Origin of the sequence: Kitasatospora sp. NPDC048286 (assembly GCF_043201735.1) — a bacterium.
GTDB lineage: Bacteria > Actinomycetota > Actinomycetes > Streptomycetales > Streptomycetaceae > Kitasatospora.
In genome coordinates this window covers 85,293-103,800 of the sequence record NZ_JBICZE010000018.1, presented here as the reverse complement: position 1 = coordinate 103,800, position 18,508 = coordinate 85,293, and the positions used below count along the sequence as shown (strand labels likewise).

At 75.4% G+C, this 18,508-nt stretch carries 4 protein-coding genes; all 4 read left to right on the top strand.

The window, feature by feature from the left end; genetic code table 11:
• On the top strand, positions 1-6,243 hold the full coding sequence (locus tag ACGF13_RS34190; RefSeq protein ID WP_392882847.1) for an SDR family NAD(P)-dependent oxidoreductase: 6,243 nt from the start codon (positions 1-3) through the stop codon (positions 6,241-6,243).
• Positions 6,244-6,311: 68 nt separating this feature from the next.
• A complete protein-coding gene (locus ACGF13_RS34185) occupies positions 6,312-15,311 on the top strand; it encodes an SDR family NAD(P)-dependent oxidoreductase (RefSeq protein ID WP_392882845.1) in 9,000 nt (2,999 codons plus the stop codon).
• 11 nt (positions 15,312-15,322) lie between these two features.
• Positions 15,323-17,713 carry a beta-ketoacyl synthase N-terminal-like domain-containing protein gene (locus tag ACGF13_RS34180; RefSeq protein WP_392882842.1) on the top strand — a complete coding sequence of 797 codons (2,391 nt, stop codon included), beginning with the start codon at positions 15,323-15,325 and terminating at the stop codon, positions 17,711-17,713.
• The gene (locus ACGF13_RS34175; protein ID WP_392882840.1) at positions 17,710-18,495 is read left to right on the top strand and encodes a thioesterase II family protein; all 786 of its coding nucleotides are present in this window, start codon (positions 17,710-17,712) and stop codon (positions 18,493-18,495) included. The genes ACGF13_RS34180 and ACGF13_RS34175 overlap by 4 nt, the downstream gene beginning before the upstream one ends.
• The last annotated feature ends 13 nt before the right edge of the window (positions 18,496-18,508 follow it).

Genomic DNA, 18,508 nt, shown 5'->3' with positions numbered 1-18,508 from the left:
ATGGCCGTCCCTGCCACGGACTACACCGACCTCGACCCCGCCGAGCTGGTCGCCGTCGTCGGCATGGCCGGCCGGTTTCCCGGCGCGCCCGACCCGGAGAGCCTGTGGCGGCTCATGATGGACCGCGTCGACGCGATCGGGCCGGTCCCCGCCTCCCGCTGGGACGCCTCGAAGCAGCTCGACCCCGAACGCGAGATCCAGGCGGTCGGCGGATTCATCGACGGCGTCGAGGAGTTCGACGCCGGCTTCTTCGGCGTCTCGCCGCGCGAGGCCGCCGCCATCGACCCCCAGCAGCGCCTGCTGCTGGAGGTCGCCTGGCAGGCTCTGGAGGATGCCGGACAGCGCACCGCGGACCTCGCGGGCTCTCGCACCGGCGTGTACGTGGGCGCTTCCTGGCACGACTACGAGCTGCTGCGCATGGAGCGCGGCGCGCAGCCCACCCCGCACAGCCTGGTCGGCAATGCGCTGGACGTGATCGCCGCACGGCTGAGCTACACGTTCAAGCTGCGCGGCCCCAGCATGGCGGTGGAGACCGGCTGTTCCTCCTCGCTGGTCGCCCTCCACCTGGCCGCGCAGGCGCTGCGCTCCGGCGAAATCGACGCCGCCGTGGTCGGCGGCACCAACCTGATCCTGGATCCGCACGTCACGGTGGGCCTTACCCACTTCGGCGCGCTCTCCCCCGACGGCCGTTGCCAGGCCTTCGCCGCCTCAGCCAACGGATTCGTCCGCGGCGAGGGTGTCGCCGCGCTCGTGGTGAAGACACTGGCGCGCGCGCTGGCGGACGGCGACCGCATCCACGCCGTGGTGGTCCGGACCGCCGTGAACAACGACGGCGGCGGGGACAGCCTGGTGACGCCCAGCCAGGAGGGCCAGGAGGACCTGCTGCGCCGGGTGTACCGGGAGGGCCCGTTGCCGGGGCTCACGCCCTCGTACATCGAGGCGCACGGCACCGGGACGGGCCGCGGCGACCCGATCGAGGTCACCGCCATCGGCAACGTGGTCGGGCGGCAGCGGACCGGGGGGCCGGTGCGGATCGGGTCGGTCAAGACCAACATCGGCCACCTGGAGGCCTCCGCCGGACTGGCCGGGCTGTTCAAGCTGATGCTGTCGCTGCGCCACCGCACGGTGCCGCCGAGCCTGCACTCGCAGGAGCTCAACCCGCGGATCCCGTTCGACGAGCTCAACGTCGACGTGGTGCGCGAACCCTTCGCCCTGCCCGAGAGCGGCGCGGTGTACCTGGGCGTCAACTCCTTCGGCTGGGGCGGGACCAACGCCCACGTGGTGGTGGCCAGCCCCCCACCGGTCGCCGAGGCACCGTCCACGGCCGGGGCCCGGACCGGGCTGCCGGCGGTTCTTCCGCTCTCCGCCCACCATTGGCCGGCACTGGCCGAGCGGGCCGACAGGCTCGCCGCGCTGGTGCCCGCCGACGCCGCGGACGCGGCCGCGCTGAGCGGCGCGCTGGCCTGGCGCCGCGACCACTTCCCGGTCCGTGCCGCCTTCCTCGCCGACGAGCTGTCCGTACTGCGCGAGGCGCTGGACTCGCTCGCGCAGGCGTCCGGGCCGGACTGGCAGTCGCCGGTCGCGGTGGCCGGGCGGGCCCGGGCTCATGGGCGCACGGCCTTCGTCTTTCCCGGACAGGGCTCGCAGTGGACCGGGATGGGCGAGCAGCTCTACCGGGAGAGCCCGCTGTTCGCCGAGGTGATCGAGCGCTGCGCGAGCGCACTGCGCCCGCACGTCGACTGGGACCTCCTCGCGGTCTTCGACGGCACGGCCGGGGACGAGTGGTCCTCCCGGATCGACATGCTCCAGCCTGTGCTCTGGGCGATGTCGCTGGGCCTGGCCGAGCTGTGGCGGGCGAGCGGGGTCGAGCCGGACGTCGTCCTCGGCCACAGCCAGGGCGAGATCACCGCCGCCACCCTGGCCGGCATCCTGTCGTACGAGGACGCCGCGCTGGTGATGGCCCGGCGCAGCGCGATCGCTCGCCGTACCTCCGGACGCGGCCTGATGCTCGCGGTGGACCTGGACCGCGAGGCGGCCCTCGCGGCCCTGGAGGGCTTCGAGGACACCGTCGCGCTCGCGGTGCACAACGGCCCTAACTCCTCGGTGCTGTCCGGGGACAAGGACTCCGTGCTGATGCTGAAGGAGCTGCTGGAGGCGGAGGGCACCTACTGCCGGCTGGTCAACGTCGACTACGCGTCGCACAGCCCGCAGATGGACGAGCTGGAGGAGGACCTGCTCGCCGCGCTCGCCCCCGCCCGTCCGGGCACCTCGTCGATCGCTCTGATGTCCACGGTGCGCGGGCAGCTGCTGGACGGCCCGGAGATGGACGCCGCGTACTGGGTGGAGAACCTGCGCCAGCCGGTGCAGTTCGCGGACGCGATGAGCGCGCTGCTCGACGACGGGGTGACCCACGTCGTCGAGATCAGCCCGCACCCGGTACTCGCCCCGGCGATCGAGCAGCTGACCGCGGCCCGGCCGGAGCCGGCCGCAGTGCTCACCACGCTGCGCCGCCACCAGGGCAGCCGACGGGACCTCGCGCTGGCGCTCGCCAGCGCTTACGTCCACGGGCTCGCCCCCTTCACCGAACTTCCGCGCCACGGCACGGCGTTGACCGTACCGGGCTACCCGCTGCGGCCTGAGCGACACTGGACGCCCGAGCGGCCCCAGGGCTCGCTCTCCGGGGCAGCTCGCGGCTTCGAGCCCGCATTCGAGCCGGCGGTCGGCGAGCCCGGAACCTGGCACGGCGCGATGGAGCTCTCCCTGGCCGACCTGCCCTGGCTCGGCGACCACCGGGTCTGCGGCACCGCCGTCCTGCCGGGCGCCGGCATGCTGACCCTGGCGGTCGGTACCGCCCTGGCCCGGGGCGGCGCGCTGCCCCGGCGGCTGGAGAACGTCGCCTTCCGCAAGGAAGTGGCGCTCGGCGAGCACCCCACCCGGCTGACCGCCGAATGGCAGGACGGCCTCGACGATCAGGACGCGGACGGCGGAATGTTCCGCCTGCTCACACTGCCCGCTGGCGGCACCGCCTGGGAGGTCAACGCCACCGCCCAGGTCCGCCAGGACGACGGCTCCGCCCCGGCGCCGGGCTTCCCGCAGTGGGCCGAGGCGCAGGACACCGCCGTCACACCAGCCGAGTTCTACGCCCGGTGCACCCGTCGCGGCCTGGAATACGGGCCGGCCTTCCAGGGCGTGCGCACCCTGCACCTGCACCCGGACGGCGCGGAGGCGCTGGGCGAGGTCGTCCTCGGCGAGCGGCTGCGCGCCGGGAACCGCCCGCACGTGCTCCACCCCGCCCTCTGGGACAGCGCGCTGCAGGTCTCGCTCGCACTGTGCGCGGGGGACACCCCGCTGGTGCCCGTGGCCGTCCGTCAGCTGCACCTGGTGACGGACCCGGCCGCGCCGGTCGAGTCCGTCTGGTCGCACGCGGTCCGGCGCGCCGACGGCACTTTCGACGTCCACCTCTTCGACGCGGACCGGGCGCCGCTGCTCAGCATGACGGGCCTGCGGCTGGAGTCGCTTCCCGGCACCGGTGCGGCCTCCTCGGACGCCGACCGGCTGCACCACCTGGCCTGGTCCGAGGTGACGGTGCAGACCCCCGCCGCCCCGCCGGCGCCCGCCCGTTGGCTGGTCTGCGGCGGCCCCGACGCCCGGGCCGAGGCACTAGCCGCCGCCCTCACCGAGGCGGGTGCCACGGCCGGGCGCGCCGACGACGGGTTCACCGAACCCGCCGACGGCGTGGTCTTCCTCGTCCCGGCCGCCCCCGACGGCACGGAGGACGAGCCCGAGGCCGGGCGGCTCGCCCTGGAGCGGCTCACCACCGTGGTCCGCGCCTGCACGGGCCTCGGCACTGCGCCGCGCCTGGCCGTGGTCACCGTGCGCGGGCAGGCCGCGATCGACTCCGACCGCCCCGAGCCGGGCGCCGCGCTCGCCTGGGGATTTGCCCGGGTGCTGCGCCGTGAGCACGCCGAACTCGCCTCCCGCGTGGTCGACGTCGACGACACCGAGGCCGACTGGGCCGCGCGGTGCGCCGCCGAGCTGCTGACGGACGACGCCGAGGACCAGGTCGCACTGCGCGCCGGCCGCCGACTGGCCGCCCGGCTCACCCGAGGACAGGCACCGGCCAGCTCCGCGCTGGCCGCTGGGACCGGGCCGCAACCCTTCCATCTGGTCCTGCCCGCACCCGGCCGGGGCGGCCAACGCCCCTCGCCCGTGGTCGAGTTCCAGCCGCTCACCCGTCGCCTCCCGGAGGCCGGCGAGGTCGAGATCGCGGTCACCGCCGCCACGCTGCACGGTCAGTCCTGCGCCGGGCGGGTCACCGCCGTCGGCGCCGGCGTCACCGGCCTGAGTGCGGGCGACCGGGTCGCCGCCTGGACCGCCGGCGCGCCCACCAGCCACGTCACCGTACGGGCCGACCACGCCCTCCCCGTCCCGGACGGGCTCGGCGACGCGCCCGCCGCGGCGCTGCCCCGTGCCCTGGCGACCGCCTGGTACGCGCTCGCCGAGCTGGGCAGCCTCGGCGACACCGACGCGGCGGACGGCGAACCCGCCCCGACCGTCCTGATCCGCTCCGTCCCCGACGGCGTCGGCCTGGCTGCCGCCCAGGTGGCCGGCCTACTCGGTGCCCGGGTGATCGCCTTGGCCGGTGGCCCCGGTGAACGGGCGGCATACGCGGACCTCGGTGTCGCCGAGGTCCTGGACGCGAGCGAGCCCGACTGGCCGCAGGCCGTGCGCGCGGCCACCAGCGGGCGCGGCGCGGACCTCGTCCTCGAGCCGCGCACCGGCTCCGCCACGAGCGCGGCCGCCCTCGCCGAGGACGGCCGGCTGATCAGCCTCGTCGGCGGCGACGGCCGCCCGGGCCCGGGCGGCCGGGCGCCCGACCTGCCCGACGGCACCACGCTCTGCGTGCTCGACCCGTCCCGGCTGGCTGCCCGCCACCCCGAGCGGGTCGCCCGGCTCCTCGGCACCGTCTGGCCGTCGGTGGCCGACGGAACCGTCCGGCCGCTGCCCGTCCGGGAGTTCGCCTTCGCCCTGGCCTCCGAGGCGCTCGCCTCGCCGGGCCCCGGGCAGCCGGTGCTGACCGACCCGGGAACGGTGGCCCGGATCGCCGCCGTCCCGATGCCCTCGGGCCGATTCCGTGCCGACGGCGGCTACCTGGTCACCGGCGGCCTCGGCGCCCTCGGCCTCTCGCTGGCCGAGTTCCTCGCCGCGAACGGCGCGGGCACGCTCGTCCTGCTCGGCCGCTCGGCGCCCGGCCCGGACGCGGCCGAACGCATCGCCGCCCTGCGCACGGGCGGCACCTGGGTGGAGGTGCTGTCCTGCGACGTCGCCGACCAGGCCGCACTGAACGAGGCGCTCAAGGGCGTCCGCGAGCAGCTCCCGCCGCTGCGCGGAGTGTTCCACGCCGCCGGGGTGCTCTCCGACGCCACCATCGGCACCCTGACCACGGCCGGGATCGACAAGGTCCTGCGCCCCAAGGTGGACGGCGCACGCAACCTGGACGCCGTCACCGCGGAGGATCCACTGGACCTGTTCGTCCTGTTCTCCTCCGCCGCCGCACTGATCGGTACCGCCGGCCAGGCTGCCTACGCCTCCGCCAACGCCTACCTGGATGCCCTGGCCGAGACCCGCCGGCGCCGGGGCCGACCCGCCCTGAGCATCCAGTGGGGCCCGTTCTCCGACATCGGCCTCGCCGCCGAGTCGGACGGGCGCGGCGCCCGGCTCGCCGAGCGCGGCATGGGGAGCTTCCCGGTGGAGGACGCGTGGCCCGCCCTGCTCCGGATGATCCACCACGACCAGCCGGTCACCGGCTACGTGCCACTCAACCTCCGCCAGTGGTTCGACTCCTACCCCGACACGGCGGCTTGCGGCAGCTGGCAGTCGCTCCGGGCGGCCTCCGGGCAGGGCGGCCACAGCGCCTCCGCCGACGAGTTCCTCGCCCGGCTTCGGCAGGCCGCGCCCGCCGAACAGGGGCCGCTGCTCGAGGCCAGGGTGCGCGAACTGGCCGGCCGCGTCCTGCGGATCGACCCGGGCGGCATCGAGCGGGAGACGCCTTTCAAAGCACTCGGACTCGACTCGCTGATGAGCCTGGAGCTGCGCAACCACCTGGAGTCCGCCCTCGGCCTGCGACTCTCGCCCACCCTGCTGTGGGCGTACGGCACCACCAAGGCGCTGTCGGGAGCACTGTCGGAGCAGCTGTCGTTCGGCGTGGCCGACTCCGAGCCGGCGGGCCCGCCCGGCGACTGACCCCGCCCGCCGAGGCACCCCGCACACCTGTGACGAACCCTCAGATTCAACCGTGAGGAACCCAGTTCATGGCAGAGAGCACCCCCGGAACCGGTCAGCGGACCACTCCGCTGACCCGTGCCCTGGACACGATCCGGACCCTGCGCCGCCAGCTCGCGGAGCAAGGCGGCGACCAGCCGATCGCCGTCGTCGGCATCGGCCTGCGCCTGCCCGGCGGCATCGGCGACCTCGACGGCTACTGGGAGGCGCTCACCGCCGGCAGGGACCTGTGCGGCCCGTTGCCCGAGACCCGCAAGGGTCCGCTGGCCGCCGAGTGGGCGGGTCTGCCGCAGCGCGGCGGGTTCCTCGACGAGGTGCTGGACTTCGACGCCGACTTCTTCGGGATCAGCCCCCGCGAGGCCCGGCACCTCGACCCGCAGCACCGCATGCTGCTGGAGGTCGCTTACGAGGCGCTGGAGGACGCGGCCATACCCGCCGACGGCCTCAGCGGCGCCTCGACCGGGATCTACCTCGGCATCATGTGGCAGGACTACCGGGACTGGCTAGTCGGCGATCCGGACGCCTACGCGACCACCGGCAACGGGCACAACTTCGCCGCGGGCCGGATCGCCCATGCCCTCGGGCTGAACGGCCCCGCGGTCGCGGTGGACACCGCCTGCTCGTCCTCCCTGGTGGCCGTCCACCTGGCGGCGCAGGCGCTGCGGCGCGGCGAGTGCGAGGTGGCCTTCGCTGCCGGCGCCAACCTGATCATGTCGCCGCAGTCGATGCGGCTGGTCCAGGCGACCAGGTCGCTGGCGCCGGACGGGCTCTGCAAGGCCTTCGACGCCCGCGCCAACGGCTTCACCCGCGGCGAGGGCTGCGGCGTCGTGGTGCTCAAGCGGCTGGACCACGCACAGCGCGACGGCGACCGGATCCACGCCGTCCTGCACGGCTCGGCGGTCAACCAGGACGGCCGGGCTGGCGGCTTCACCGCGCCGAACGTGCTCTCCCAGGTGGCGGTGATCGAGGCGGCGCTGGCCCAGGCCGGGCTGAGCCCCGCAGACATCGGCTACCTGGAGGCCCACGGCACCGGCACCGCACTCGGCGACCCGATCGAGATGGAGGCGCTGGCCACCGCGTTGGGCCGGCGCAACGGCGGCGCGCCGCTGCCGGTCGGCTCGGTGAAGACCAACTTCGGGCACCTGGAGAGCGCGGCGGGCATCGCCGGAATGATCAAGGCCGTGCTCTGCCTGCGGCACCGGCAGGTGCCGCCGCTGGTCCACCTGCGCACCGTCAACCCCCGGATCGACCTGTCCGGGACGGCGATCACCCTGCCGACCGAGCTGACCGACTGGTCACCGCAGAGCGGGCGGCTGGCCGGCGTCAGTTCCTTCGGCATGAGCGGCACCAACGCGCACATCGTTCTCGGGGCCCCCGAGCCCACCGATGCGCCCACCGAGGAGCCGCGGCCACCCGTCACCGCGTTCGAGATCAGCGCCCGCACCCCGCAGGCGCTGTGCGAGCTCGCCAACCGGTACGCGCGGCGGGCCGCCGAGCTGCTGGCCGACACCGGGGAGGACGCCTACCCGGCGTTCGCCTACACCGCCTCGCAGGGGCGCGCCCGGCAGGAGGTGCGGGCCCGGGTCACCGCCGCGAGCCTCGCCGAGGCGGTGGAGGCCCTGCGCGCGCTGGCGTCCGGCGGGCCGGCGGAGCCGGCCGAGCAGGACCTCGCCCCACTCCCCCGCCGGATCGTGGACCTGCCCGCCTATCCGTGGCAGCGCCGCCGCCACGCCCCGCAGGACGGCGCCGCCTCCACCGGGCTCGCCCCCGGGGCTCCTGCCGAGGCGCCGACCGACCGCCACCGGCTGGCCTGGGAGGCCGCCACCGAGCCGGGCGATCCGCGCGGGCGGTTCGTCGTCGCCGGAGACGACCAGGAGCTGCTCGCCGTCCTGGTCGCCGAGGCCGCCGTGCACGGCGTCGGCGGCACCGTGCTCGCCCCTGAGCCGACGACCGTCCCGGACGGCTGGGAACACGCCGGACTCCCGACCGACGCCGAGGGCTGGCACCGGTTCTGGGCCAACCGCACCGACCACGAGCCGGTCACCCTGCTGCTCATCCCCCGGACCGGCACCCCCTGGACGAATGCCGACCCGACCGCCGACAGCGCGGCGCTCTGCCTGGCCGTCGCGACGGCGGTCGGGGCGCTGGCCCAGGTCGGCGGGTCGCACCGTGCCTTCGCCGTCACCCGGGCGGCACGACGGATCCAGGACGGCGATCCCGTCCCGGGCGTCGCCGGCGGGCTGCTGCAGGGCCTCGCCCCCGTCCTGGGTCTTGAGCTCGGCCAGGCGTGGGGCGGCGTCGTCGACCTTCCCGAGCAGCCGGACGCGGCCGATGCCCGCGCTCTGCTCGCCTTCACCGCCGCGCAGACCCGCGCCGCCGGCCAGGCCCCGGCCGCGCCCCTGGAGGACCTCGCGGCCGTCCGCGCCGGGGCGGTACTGGTTGGCCGCCTGCGCCCCGCCCCCGCGACCGGCGCCCCGCTAACCGTCCGACCGGACGCCACGTACCTGGTCACCGGTGGACTCGGCGCCCTGGGCCGGGAGTTCGTCACCGAGTTGGCCGAGCGCGGCGCCCGGCACCTGGTCCTGGTCGGCCGCCGACCGGCCGCCGACCTGCCCGCCGAGGCGACCGGGCTGCTCGGCCGGCTCCGGGCCAACGGCGTCGAGGTCGACTACCGCGCCGGGGGCTGCGACACCCCCGAAGCACTGGCCACCGTCTGCGACGGCCTGTCGGCCATGCCCCCGGTCCGCGGCATCATCCACGCCTCCGGCACCCTGCACCGCACGCCGGTCACCGCACTGACCACCGAGGGCCTCGCCGCAGACCTGCGTGGCAAGGCCACCGCCGCCTGGTGGCTGCACCGGGCCTCACTGGACTGGCCGCTCGACTTCTTCGTGCTGGTCTCCTCGGTCTCCGCGCTGTGGGGCACCGAGGGCTGCGCCGGCTACGCCGCCGCCAACGGCGCGCTCAACGCCCTGGCCGCTCACCGCGCCGCCGCCGGCCTGCCGGCCGTCAGCCTGGTCTACGGCCCGTGGGCTCTGGACGGGGCGGGCATGGCCGACGAGGCCTCGCGCGCCACCTACGCCCGCCTGGGCGTGGGCTCCCTCGACGCCGTCGCCGGCCGCGCCAGCCTCACCGCCCGGACCGCCGAGCCGGGCGCCCAGCTGGTCGCCTGCCCGCTCGACCTGCCCCGGTTCCGGCAGGTCATGGCCGGCCTACGCCCGCGCGGCCTGCTCCTCGACGGGCCCGCCCCGGCCACCGGTCCGGGCGAGCCCGTCCCGGTCGAACCCTCCGTGACCGCCGAGCTGGACCGGCTCCCAGCCAAGGCCCGCGCCCGGGCCGCCCGCGGCCACGTCGCACGGCTGCTCGCCGCCGAACTCGGCCACGACGACATCGCCGCGGTCGGCGAGGACACCGGATTCATCGACCTGGGCCTCGACTCGATCGCCGCCGTCGACCTGGCCGTGCGCCTCGGCGCGGCCTTCGGCACCCCCGTCCACGTGACGGACGTCTTCGACCACCCCACCGTGACCGCGCTCGCCGCCTTCCTGCTCAGCCGCCCGGCCGCCGAGGCACAGCAAGCCACGCCGCACGTCGTTCCCCGACCCGCGACCGCGCCGACCCCGCTCACCGTCCCCGCCGCGAGCGGGCCGGACGAAAGGCCGGACGCCGAGCCGATCGCCATCGTCGGCATGGCGGGCCGTTTCCCCCAGGCGGACTCCGTCGAGGAGTTCTGGGACCTCCTGCTCGCCGGCACCGACGGCGTCGGCGACGTCCCCGAGGGCCGCTGGCCCGCCGGCCTGCTCGCCGGCGAGGACGGCGAGTCCGGCGCCACCGCCCAGGGCGGCTTCCTGCGCGACCTCGCCCGCTTCGACGCCGCCTTCTTCGACGTCCCCGTCCGCGAGGCCGAGAACCTCGACCCGCAGCAGCGCCTGCTCCTCGAATCGGCTTGGCACGCGCTGGAGGACGGCGGCATCGACCCGCACAGCCTGCGCGACACCCGCACCGGCGTGTTCGTTGGCGTCAGCTACAACGACTACGCCCGGGTGCTCGCCCAGGGCGGCCCCGCCGGGATCGACGCCTACTACAGCACCGGCACCGCGCTCAACGCCGCGGCCGGGCGGATCGCCTACACACTCGGGCTGAACGGCCCGGCGCTCGCCGTCGACACGGCCTGCTCCTCCTCGCTGGTCGCACTGCACCTGGCCGTCCGCTCGCTGCGCCTCGGCGAGAGCGACACCGTGCTCGCCGGCGGCGTCAACGTCCTGCTCGACCCGCACTCCTGGCTCGCCGTCGGCCGCGCCCATATGCTCTCCCCGGACGGACGGTGCCGGACCTTCTCCGCCGATGCCAACGGCTTCGTCCGGGCCGAGGGCTGCGGCGTCCTGGTGCTCAAGCGGCTCGGCGACGCGCGCCGCGACGGCGACCGGGTACTGGCCGTGATCCGCGGCAGCGCCGTCAACCAGGACGGAGCCTCCTCCGGGCTGACCGCGCCCAACGGGCGGGCCCAGGAGGCGATGCTCGGCGCGGCGCTCGCCGACGCGGGCCTCGCCGGATCCCAGGTCTCCTACCTGGAGGCGCACGGCACCGGCACGGCCCTCGGCGACCCGATCGAGCTCGCCGCCGCCTGGCGTGTCCTCGGTGCGGGCCGCAAGCCCGGCCAGCCTCTGCACGTGGGCTCGGTGAAGAGCAACATCGGTCACACCGAGTCCGCCGCCGGCATGGCGGGCGTGATCAAGACCGTGCTGGCCCTGCGACACGGTGTGATCCCCGCCAACCTGCACTTCGGCGAGCCCAACCCGCACGTGCCGTGGGAGGACATGAACGTCCGGGTGGTCGAAGCCCCCACCCCCTGGCGTCCCGGCCGTGAGCCCCGGGTCGCGGGCGTGTCCGGCTTCGGGTTCACCGGGACCAACGCCCACCTGGTCCTCTCCGACGCGCCGGACGACGCCCCCGCCACCCCGTCAGCCCCGAGCGGGGAGCTCCAGCTCATCCCGCTCTCCGCCCCCGACCCCGAGGGCCTGGCCCGGCTCGGCGAGACCTGGGAGCAGCGCCTGATCGGCGCCCGGGAGGAGGATCTGCCCGCGCTCGCCGCCACCGCCGCCACCGGGCGCGCCCACTTCCGTCACCGCCGCTCCCTGCTCGGCCGGTCCCCGGAGCAGCTGCTCACCGAGCTGCGCAGCGGCGCGCCCGGCGGTCCGGCCGCCCCCGGCCAGGCCCCCCGGATCGCCTTCCTCTTCTCCGGCCAGGGCAGCCAGTACTTCGGCATGGGCCGCGAACTGTACGAGACCGAGCCGGTGTTCCGCGAAGTCTTCGACTCGTGCGACCGGATCCTCGCACCCGGCCTCGGCGCCTCGCTCACCGAGCTGACCCTGTACGGCCCGGACCAGAAGGCGATCAACGAGACCCGGGTGACCCAGCCCGCCCTGGTCGCGCTTGAGGTCGCGCTCGCCGCGCTCTGGGAGTCCTGGGGCGTCACCCCGACCGTGGTCCTGGGCCACAGCGTCGGCGAAATCGCGGCCGCCATCCACGCCGGCGTCCTGGATCTCCCCTCCGGCCTGCAGCTGATCGCGGACCGCTCGCGACTGATGCAGGGCACCGAGCGCGGCGCGATGCTCTCGCTGGTCGCGCCCGAGGAGCAGGTCCTCGACTGGATCGCCTGCACGGGCCTGGACATCGCCGCCATCAACGGCCCCGAGGCCACCGTCGTCTCCGGCCCCCCCGAGGAGATCGAGGCCCTGGCCGCCCGGCTCAAGGAACAGGGGGTCCGGACCCGCGCGCTGAGCGTCTCGCACGCCTTCCACTCCCGGCTGCTCGACCCGGCGCTCGCCGAACTGCGCGGCTGCCTGGAGCCGTTGGAGTTCCGCGCGGCGCAGCTCCCGATCGTCTCCAACGTCACCGGCCGCCCGGCCGACCCCGACACCTTCGACGCCGACTACTGGTGCCGGCACGCCCGTCGCCCGGTCCGCTTCCTCGACGGCGTCCGGCAGTTGGCCGAGCTCGGCACCGACCTCTGCCTGGAGATCGGCCCGGACCGCACGCTGATCAACCTGGTCCGCAGCGCCGGCCTGTCGCCCGCCGGCGGCCTGGCCTCCTCGCTGCGCCGGGGGTCCGGTGACCGGGCGAGTCTGCTCACCGCGGTCAAGGCGATGTACGAGCAGGGCCAGGACCTGGACTGGCGGCGGATCCACCCGGCCGGCCCGCGCACCGACGCCCCCCGTTTCCCGTTCGCACCTACCCGGCACTGGGCCCCTGCCGCAACCGCGCCCGTCGCCCACCCCGCTGCGCGCCAGCTGCCCGACGCACCCGCGTGGGGCACCGAGCTGCGCTCGCCGGCCCTGCGCGGCCGGGTCTTCGTCACCGAGCGCACCACCGAGTACCCGGCGCACCTCACCGACCACCGGCTGTTCGGCGTGGTGTCGGTGCCCGGCGCGTCGCAGACCGCCACCGTGCTCTCCGTGCTCGGCCGCGGCGGCCTCCAGATGGGGCTCGCCGACCTGCACTTCCCCCGCGCCCTGGTACTGCACGACGGGGAGCGCTACGAGATGCAGATCCTGGAGGCCACGCCGGAGCCCGGCCGACGGTCCGTCAGTGTGCAGAGCCTGGTGGACCCGCGCCGGGACACCTGGCAGGAGCACCTGACCGCCCGGGTGGTCGGCGTCGACACCGGCGCGCTCCCGGCCGCCCCGGACCGCGAGGCCTTCGCGGCCACCGCCGAACGGCGGCTCGACGGCGCCGAGTTCTACGCCCACCTGTACCGGCTCGGTTACCACCTCGGCCCATCCTTCCGCTGGATCAGCGAGGTGTGGATCCGCGGCGACGAGGCGCTGATCCGCTTCGCCGAGCCCGGCCGGACCACCGCGGAGACGCGCGAGGCGCCCACCGACTACGAGATCCACCCCGGTCTGCTGGACTCCTGCCTGCAGAGCACGGTCTGCTTCGCCGTCGGCCTCAGCGATCCGAAGTCGGCGACTGAGCTGGCCATCCCGTTCGCCGCCGACCAGGTGGCCTTCCCCAGCCGCCCGGTGCCCGGACGGCAGCTGTGGGGGCACGTCAGGGCCACCCTTCGCGAGAACCGTTCGCCCGGCGACTTCGCAAGCGTGGAGGCGGCGGACATCCACCTGTTCGACGGCAACAGCACCACCATCCTGGCGGTGACCGGCTTCCGGTTCCGCCCCGCGCCACGCACCCTGCTGGAACGGTCGCTGCGCGAGCGCATCCAGCACGCCTACCAGCTGGAGTGGACGGAGCGCCCGGTCGCCCCCGCGAACGACCCGGTCAACCGCCGGATCGCACTGCTCGGCGGGACGGACGAGGTCCGCCACGCCTTCGAGGAGCTCGGCCACGACGTCCTGACCCTGGACGGCGACACGGCCCCGCGGAGCCTGGCCGCCGACTTGGTCGTAGACCTGCGGATCACCACCGCCCCCTGCGAGGCGACCCCGCAGAACGCACTGGCCTCCGTCCTCGCCCTCGCCGAATCGCTGAAGTCCCTGCCGCCCACCATCCCGTTCGCGGTAGTCGGCGCCACCGGCCGCCGGGTCGGCGGCGACGCCGTCGCCCCGGTCCGCGAGGCCCTGTGGGGCATGCTCGCCTCGCTCGCCGCCGAGCAGCACGAACGCCGCTTCCTGCGCATCGCGCTGGCCGACGACTGGGACGCCGGCACCCTCGCCAAGGCGCTCACCCACTCCCTGGACGAGGGCATCCCGGAGACCCGGCTGGAGATCGGCGCCGGCTCCGTCCGGGTGGCCCGGCTGGAGCCCTACCCGGACCCGACTGCGACCGGCGCCGCGGCGGAGGCAGCGGCCGAGCACGGCGCGGCCCTGGTCACCGGCGGGCTCGGGGCGCTCGGCCTCAGCGCGGCCCGGATGCTGGCCCGCAGCGCCGTGCCCGCGATCACCCTGATGGCCCGGTCGGCGCCGGACGACGCCGCCCGCGCGGTGATCGACGAGCTGACCGCGGCCGGGGTCAAGGTCCGGGTGGTCCACGGCGACGTCGCCGACCCGGCCGACTGCCGCCGGGCGGTGGCCGAGGCCGAACGGGACGCCCCGCTGCGCACCGTGCTGCACCTGGCTGGCGCCACCAGCGACCGCGCCTTCGAGTACCTGACCCCCGACGCCTTCGAGCAGGTCTTCACCGGCAAGGCCCTCGGCGCCGACAACCTGGCCCGTGCCCTCCAGGGCCACCCGCTGAACGCCTTCGTGCTGTTCTCCTCGGCCTCCAGCGTGCTGGGCTCGGCCGGCCAGGCCAACTACGCCGCGGCCAACGGCTACCTGGACGGACTGGCGCAATCTCTGCGGGCCCGGGGCATCCCGGCCACCAGCATCAACTGGGGCCCGTGGGCGCCGCGCGCCAAGGGCGGCCTGGCCGCCAACGACGCGACCGCACGGGCTATCGAGCGGCTGGGCATCCGCCCACTCAGCGACGACGAGGCAGAGGAGCTGCTGCACCTCGCCATCGCCGGCCGCGGCCCGCGGGTCGTCGCGGTCGCCGTGGACGCCGAGCAGTATGTCGGCCAGCTGGCCGGCCATCCGCGAGCGGCACTGTTCGACGGCACCGGCCACCGCGCCGCCCGGGAGGCGAAGCCGCCGCGCGGCTGGCTGCGCGACCTGCTCGGCCAGCTCGACCACGAGCCCCGGGAGGACCGGCTGCGGGAAACCGTCCGGGAGCTCACCGGCGCCGTGCTCGGCGACGCCTCCTCCGTCGAGGACGAGACCGGGTTCAGCGACCTCGGGGTGGACTCGATCATGGCGATCGACCTGCGCGACCGGCTGTCGCGCGCGCTCGGCACCGATCTGCCGGTCACCATCACCTTCGACGAGCCGAGCATCGCCCGACTCTGTGCCGCCGTCACCGCCCTGCTCTTCCCCGACGAGCCGGCCCCCGCTCCCGCAGCCGTACCCGTGTCCGTGTCCGTGTCCGTGAGCATTACCCCGTCCGCCGTCCCGCCGCAGCTCCCGGTCGCCCCGGAGAGCCTGTCGTTCGAAGACCTCCTGAACGCCGTCCGGGCGGACCTGGAGACAGAGCAGTGAGGGAGAACCCGATGGACTCCGCCGAGATCCGAACCCTGATGGAGGACCAGCTCCGGCTGTCCCAGCGGCTGCGCGCCCGCGTCGCCGAGCTGGAGGCCGAGCGGCACGCCCCGGTGGCCGTGATCGGCATGGGGCTGCGACTCCCGCCCGACCTCAACTCCCCCGCCGCCTACTGGGAGTTTCTCCGCTCCGGCCGCACCGGGCTGTCCGGTCTGCCCGAGGACCGCCCCGGCCTTCGCGCCGTGTACGACCCCGTGCCGGGCACGCCCGGCCGCTCGTACGCCGACCGGGCCGGGTTCCTGTCCGACATCGCCTCGTTCGACGCCGACTTCTTCGGCATCTCGACCCGCGAGGCCCGGCTGCTCGACCCGCAGCAGCGGATGCTACTGGAGACCGCCTGGGAGGCGCTGGAGCGGGCCGGCCTGGCCGTGCGACGCGCCGACCGGCTCCCGGTCGGCGTCTACCTGGGCATCATGGCCTCGGAGTACAGCGAACGGCTGGAGGACCGGGCGGACACCACCCGGATCGACCCGTACTACACCACTGGCGGTGGCCTGTGCTTCGGGGCCGGGCGGATCAGCTTCGTGCTGGGCTTCTCCGGCCCGGTGGTGAGCGTGGACACCGCCTGCTCGTCCTCACTGTCCGCGCTCCACCTGGCCGTACGCGGGCTGCGCAACGGCGAGTGCCGCTACGCCCTGGTCTGCGGTTCCAACCTGCTGCTGTCCGCCAACCTGATGGTCTCGCTCAGCCAGTCCCGGGCGCTCTCCCCCGAGGGGCGCTCCAAGTCCTTCCTCGCCTCCGCCGACGGCTACGGGCGTGGCGAGGGCGTCGGCTCCCTGGCGCTGATGCGGCTCGACGAGGCGCAGCGCGAGGGCCGCCCGATCCTCGCAGTGATCCGGGGCACGGCGATCAACCACGACGGCGCCGCCTCCGGCCTCACCGCGCCCAACGGCCCGGCCCAGCAGGAGGTGATCCGCGCGGCCCTGGCCGACGCCCGGACCGCGCCGGCCGAGCTGGGCTGGATCGAGGCACACGGCACCGGAACGGTCCTTGGCGACCCGATCGAGATCGGTGCACTGGACGGTGTGTTCGGGGCGGCGGTGCGCGAGCGCGGCGAGCCGCTGGCGATCGGCAGCGTCAAGTCCCGGCTCGGGCACCTGGAGGCAGCCTCGGGCATCGCCGCGGTGATCAAGACGGTGCTGATGCTCCAGCACGGCGAGCTGCCCGCGGCCGCGGCCCCGCAGGACGGCGAGCTCAACCCCGCGATCCCGTGGGAGCGGCTGCCGTTCACCGTCGGCCGCAAGCACCAGCCCTGGCCCGCGGCGCTGCCCCGGCGGGTGGCCGGAGTCAACTCGTTCGGCATGAGCGGGACCAACGCGCACGTGGTGCTGGAGGCCTACCAGCCCGCGCCGCAGTCCGGCGCGGAACCCGACGCGCAGCAGGGGTGGCCCGAGTTGCTCATCCTCTCGGCGAAGGACAGCGAGGCGCTGGCCCGGCTCACCGAACAAGTCCGCGACCACCTCGTCCGGGCCGAGCCGGCCCGGACGGCCTCGCTCTGCCACACCTTGCGCACCGGGCGCACCGCCTTCGCCCACCGAGTGGCCGTCATCGGCACGACCCCGGCCGAACTCGCCGCCCGGCTGGCCGGGGCCGAACCGGCGAAGCGCGCACCGGTCCGCGCCGTGACCCTGCGGGTAACGGACGACCGGCAGCGGCTCGGCACGGCAGTGACCGCGCTGGCGCAGGAATTCCCGGCGCTGGCGACCGACGCCGACCCGGCCGACCCAGCCGCCGCCCTGCACGGCATGCTGCGCGCCCTGGGGCTCGACGCCCGGACCGAGCACGGCCGGGGCCCGGAGCTGGCCGAGCTGTCCTGGAACGCTGGCGGCACCCCCGTGACCCGCCCTCTGCTGGCCGGGGACGGCGAGATCCGCACGGCCTTTCTGACCGCCCTGGGTGGGCTGTTCACCGCCGGCGCGGAGCTGCGCCTGGACGGGCTGCGCTCGCCGGGCGCCCGGCTGCTGGGCGACCTGCCCACCTACCCGTTCCTGCGCCGCCGCTACTGGGTCGACGAGCCGCTAACGGCCGCCGGCCCCGCTGGCGGCGGCGCGGGCGCGGGCCTCGCCGAGGTGCCGCCGGCCGGCGACAGTGGCGCCGTCCGCGCCTACCTGCTGGCCGAGTTGGCCGACGTGTTGCAATCCCCCGAGGCGCTCGACCCCGAGCTCTCGTTCCTGGAGAGCGGCGGCGACTCCTTCACCTCGACCCTGTTCATCACCCGGGTCGAGGAGCACTACGAGATCAGCCTGACCCCCGAGGAACTGCCGCTCGACCTCCCGCTCGACGAGATGTTCGAGCGGCTCTCCACCGACATCGCCGAGACCGCCGGGGCGAGCGCGCGGTGAACGCCTTCGTCCGCCCCCGCAGCCTCGAGGCCCCGGCCGTCCGTCTGGTGGTGTTCCATCACGCCGGCGGTTCCTCCGCGCCCTACTTCCCGCTGTCGCGGCACCTGCCGGTCGAGTGGGACCTCCTCCTGGCCGACCTCCCCGGCCGCGGCAAGCGGCACACCGCACCCGCGACCGACCGCCTGCCCGACCTGGTCGCGCTGTTCGCCGACGACCTAAAACCCTGGGCCGACAACGCTCCGCTCGCCCTGTTCGGGCACAGCCTCGGCGCGGTCGTCGCCCTGGAGACCGCCCGCGAGCTGGAGCGCCGGGGCGCCGCGCCGGTCTGGGTCGGCGTCTGCGGGCGCACCCCGCCGGAGCACCCGCTGCGCCTGCCCGGGATGCGCAGCGACCTCCCCGACGACGACCTCCTGCGCAGTCTCGCCGCGCTCGGCGGCCTCCCCGTCCGCATCGACGAACTGCCCGGCTTCCGGGACCGCTTCCTCCACCTGATCCGCACCGATCTGCGGGTCCTGGAGTCCTACCGGCCCGACCCGGCGCGCCGGCCGCTGGCCTGCCCGCTCACCGCCTTCGGTAGTCCCGACGATCCGCTCACCCCGCCCGCCGCCCTGACCGGGTGGGCGCGGGAGACCATCGGGGGGTTCCGCGGCCGACTGCTGCCCGGGGGGCACTTCGGCTTCCTCCACGACGCCTTCCGCACCCTCGCGTCGGCGCTGGTCGACGAGCTCGACCCGGCCCTTCGCCCGCCCGTCCCCGCCACGACCGTCCGGACGGCCCGCTGACCGCCCGGTCGCC

Excerpts from the sequence above, each read along its gene's own strand:
- ACGF13_RS34190 (WP_392882847.1), top strand. The coding sequence starts at position 1 with ATGGCCGTCCCTGCCACGGACTACACCGACCTCGACCCCGCCGAGCTG.
- ACGF13_RS34185 (WP_392882845.1), top strand. The coding sequence starts at position 6,312 with ATGGCAGAGAGCACCCCCGGAACCGGTCAGCGGACCACTCCGCTGACC.
- ACGF13_RS34180 (WP_392882842.1), top strand. The coding sequence starts at position 15,323 with ATGGACTCCGCCGAGATCCGAACCCTGATGGAGGACCAGCTCCGGCTG.